2 protein-coding genes are annotated in these 3,565 nt (G+C 72.6%); one reads left to right on the forward strand and one right to left on the reverse strand.

Annotated features, from left to right (window positions below):
• Positions 1-115: 115 nt before the first annotated feature.
• On the reverse strand, positions 116-1,654 hold the full coding sequence (locus tag ABZ885_RS37650) for a GH25 family lysozyme (RefSeq protein WP_360199164.1): 1,539 nt from the start codon (positions 1,652-1,654) through the stop codon (positions 116-118).
• Between the two features lie 476 nt (positions 1,655-2,130).
• Here ABZ885_RS37650 and ABZ885_RS37655 point away from each other — a divergent pair, with 476 nt between their 5' ends.
• Positions 2,131-3,414, forward strand: coding sequence for a PP2C family protein-serine/threonine phosphatase (locus ABZ885_RS37655; protein WP_360199166.1), 1,284 nt, complete (start codon positions 2,131-2,133; stop codon positions 3,412-3,414).
• Positions 3,415-3,565 lie beyond the last annotated feature (151 nt).

Genomic DNA, 3,565 nt, shown 5'->3' on the forward strand with positions numbered 1-3,565 from the left:
GTCAGCCTAGGTGGGGGAGCAGGGGAGTCGACCGCTCCGGCGCGGCGCGGCGCGCCACCGGGCGGGCAGGGTCCGGCGCGCGGACCCCGCCCGTTCCGGACGGCCGTCCGGCGGGCTACCGCAGGACGGACTCGACCATGACGCCGCAGGGCGTCGAGTCGGCGGTGTCGCCGTCCGAAAGCGGCTTGCGCACCACGGACAGCTTCGACTCGCCCTCCCACGGGTCGATCCGCACCGCGTCCTCCGCGTAGTCGACGATCACCGAGTCCATGACCCGCCAGCCGCGGTCGGGCTTGAACAGCGCCACCCGGAGATTGACCTTGCCGAAGTCGCTCGCCAGCGACAGCCACACCCTGCCGACCGGGATGTCGGGGTCTCCGACCCACACGCGGGGAACCGGTACGACGGTCGCCTCGCCGAATCCGGTCTTGAGGGGTACCACTGCGACGCCCATGGCGTCCTCCTTCTGTTGGAGCGAACCGGTGGGAACCGGCCGGGTGGGGGTGGAGTAGCCGTTCCAGCGCCAGAGCGTCATCTCGCCGCCGCCGCGCGGGTCACGCGGGTCGGCCGTCGGCGGGCACACCCCGTCGGGGAAGCGGGGGGCGAAGTAGCCGGCGACGTAGGGGTCGGTCCGGCGGAAGGTGTGGGACCAGACGCCGTTGCCCTGTCCGTGCTGCCCCGGGGGAAGGCTGTTCCCGCCCTTCGTGTAGACGTTCTGCTGGTCGAAGCCGACGACGATCTCGGTGTGCTCGCCGTCGCCGAAGTTCACCCAGGAGCCCACCGACGGGTACAGGGACCAGTAGCCCTTCGAGCGCGCCCAGTTGGAGAAGTCCTTCACGTTGTCGGTCTTCTTCACCACGGAGGCGAGGCCGACGTCGTGGTACATGTCCCAGTCGAAGATCACGCACCATTCCACGGCGTTCTCGCCGAACTCCTCCCCGAACCGGGTGAGGTTGTTCCAGCCGCCGTTGCTGTTCCAGCCCTCGTAGATCTTCTCCTCGATGCTCATCAGGTGGTCCGTCAGCCGGACCCAGTCCGGGATACCGACGGGCGCCGGTGTCCCGTGGGCGGACCCGCCGTTGGGACTGGGCTGCCCGGCCCACGCCTTCAGCTCGTCGAGCGAGGCGAACCGGCCCACGTCCTGGTCCAGCGGCTCCTTGGTGTACTGGTGGAACAGCCACGGGTGCTGGATCGGCGGCTGCCCCGCGGGATGGCTGTAGTCGGCGATCCAGAGGCCGTCTCCGCAGTTGCTGTTCCGGTCCACGTTCAGCCAGTTGCTGCTGTCCGTGTACAGGATGACCTTGTGGCCGTGCGCCGCAGCCCGCACGTACGCGAGCCAGGCGTCCTTGTAGTCGCGGGCCTTCTGGTCCGCGACGTGCTGCCCGTACCACTCCCAGTCGAGGGCGAGGATCTCACCGCCGAGCAGCCGGGTCTGGCTCAGGAAGTACTTGCCCTGCGCCACGGGATCGCCGGCGATGTTCGGGTAGTGGTAGAACCCGACGGCGAGGCCGGCGTCGCGTGCGGTCTGCGCCTGGTCGGCCATCTTGGGATTGGGGTACGTGGTCCCTTCGGTGGCCTTGATGAAGAGGAACTGCTGGCCGGACACGTTGGGGTGCTTCGGCTGCCACGCCGACACGTCATATCCGTGGATCATGCGCTCGTCCTTTCCGGCGCGTCCCCGTGGTGCGTCTTCGGGTGCCGTGGAACGACTGAGCGTGTCTGTCCGACGAGCGGGGTCCGGGACCTTCCGGCTCAGCCGCGCGGGAACGGTGCGGGCCGCCTGGCGGGGACGTGGCCCCAGCGCAGTTGCACCGTACGTTCACCATCTCACCGGCACGCGGGCCCATCAACCCCGGCCTGGTTCGACTACGCAGGGTGTCGATTTCCTTGATCCGCAAGCGGTATCCGGCGGGTGGCCCGGGGAACTGACCGGCGGTCTGCTCCGGGCTCCGGCGAGGGCCGGCTGGCGGCACGCACCCGGCGGGCCCGGGCCGCGGAATCGCACCCCGGGCCGATGCGTCAGGCCGTCGAGGCCGGGCAGGCGTGAGAGTGGGCCCGCACGCCGGGCCTCCCGGCGGGGCCCGACCGAGACGGGCACCTACCGGGTCCCGGGACGGGAAGGAGCATGCGGTGCACACCGGTGACGGCGGGCTGCTGGGCCCGGTGATGGCGGATCTCCTGGAGGCCGCGCACCGGGCCGGGCCGCGGGACGTCCCCGGCCTGGTGCGGCGGGCCGGGCGAAGGCTCGGCGCCAGCCACGTCTGGATCTACCTCGCGGACGTCCAGCAGGAGACGCTGGTCGCCCTCCCCAGCCCGGACGCGGCGGGGGAGGCCCTGTCGGGCGCGCCGCCGGTGCAGGAGACCGTGGACATCGACGGCTCGCTCGCCGGACGCGCGTACCGGACCGAAACCCTCCAGGTCGGTTCCCCGCCGAACCACGCCGGAGCCCGTTCCGGCCCGGATGCGAGCGGCCCGGACGCGCCCGCGCCGACCTCCGACGCGGTCGCATGGCTGCCGCTGGTGGACGGCATCGGACGGATCGGCGTCCTCCGCGTGGCCGCCCCGGAACTGGACGCCCGCCTGCTGGCCGACTGCCGCACGCTGGCGTCCGCGGTCGCGCTGCTGATCGCGACGAAGACCCAGTTCAGCGACGTCCTGGTCCAGACGGTGCGCAGCCGCCGGATGACCTTGCAGGCCGAACTGCTCTGGGCGTTCGTGCCGCCCCGCACCATCGGCACCAGCCGGGTGACCTCCAGCGCGGTCCTGGAACCGGCCTACGACATCGGCGGCGACGCCTTCGACCACAACCTCGCCGGTCCCGGCCTCCACCTGACCCTGGTCGACGCGATGGGCCACGACCTCGCCGCCGGCGGCTGCAGCGCCGTCGCCCTGGCCGCCTGCCGCTCCACCCGGCGCGGCGGCGGCACCCTCCCCGACATCGCCGACACCATCGAGGCCGCCATGGCGCGCTGGATCCCCGACCGCCTCCTCACCTGCGTCATCGCCGACCTCGACACCGTCACCGGCCGCCTGGCGTGGATCAACTGCGGGCACCCCGCCCCGCTGCTGATCCGCGACCGCCACATCGTCGACCGGGCCTTCGACCGCCGCCCCCACCTCCCGCTCGGCCTGTCCGCCGCCTTCCATGCGCACCGGGCCGAGGTCCACACCGCCCAGCTGGAACCCGGCGACCGGATCCTCCTCTACTCCGACGGCGTCACCGAGGCACGCGACACCGACGGCGAACTCTTCGGCGAGCAGCGCCTCGCCGACACCGTCGTCCGCGCCATGGCCGACGGCCTGCCCGCACCCGAGGCGCTGCGCCGCCTGATGCTGCGGATCCTCGCCCACCAGGACCACCGGCTGCGCGACGACGCCACCATCCTCCTCACGGAATGGCACCCTGACGGCTGACCGGGCAGGGTGCGATTCCGGTGGTGCCCGCCTCCGCCTCAGGACGCCGTCGGCTCGTTGTGGGCCCGGCCGGCCCGGCGCCCCAGGGCGGTGAGCCGGTGAACCGGGCCGCCGCGCGGGTGCCGGGCCGCCGCCCGGACGCCCGGCACGC

It is taken from the genome of Kitasatospora sp. NPDC047058, from assembly GCF_040643935.1.
Taxonomy (GTDB): Bacteria; Actinomycetota; Actinomycetes; order Streptomycetales; family Streptomycetaceae; genus Kitasatospora.

What these genes read in the sequence shown, in the direction of transcription:
- ABZ885_RS37650 (WP_360199164.1), bottom strand. Translation starts at nt 1,654, where the DNA reads ATGATCCACGGATATGACGTGTCGGCGTGGCAGCCGAAGCACCCCAAC.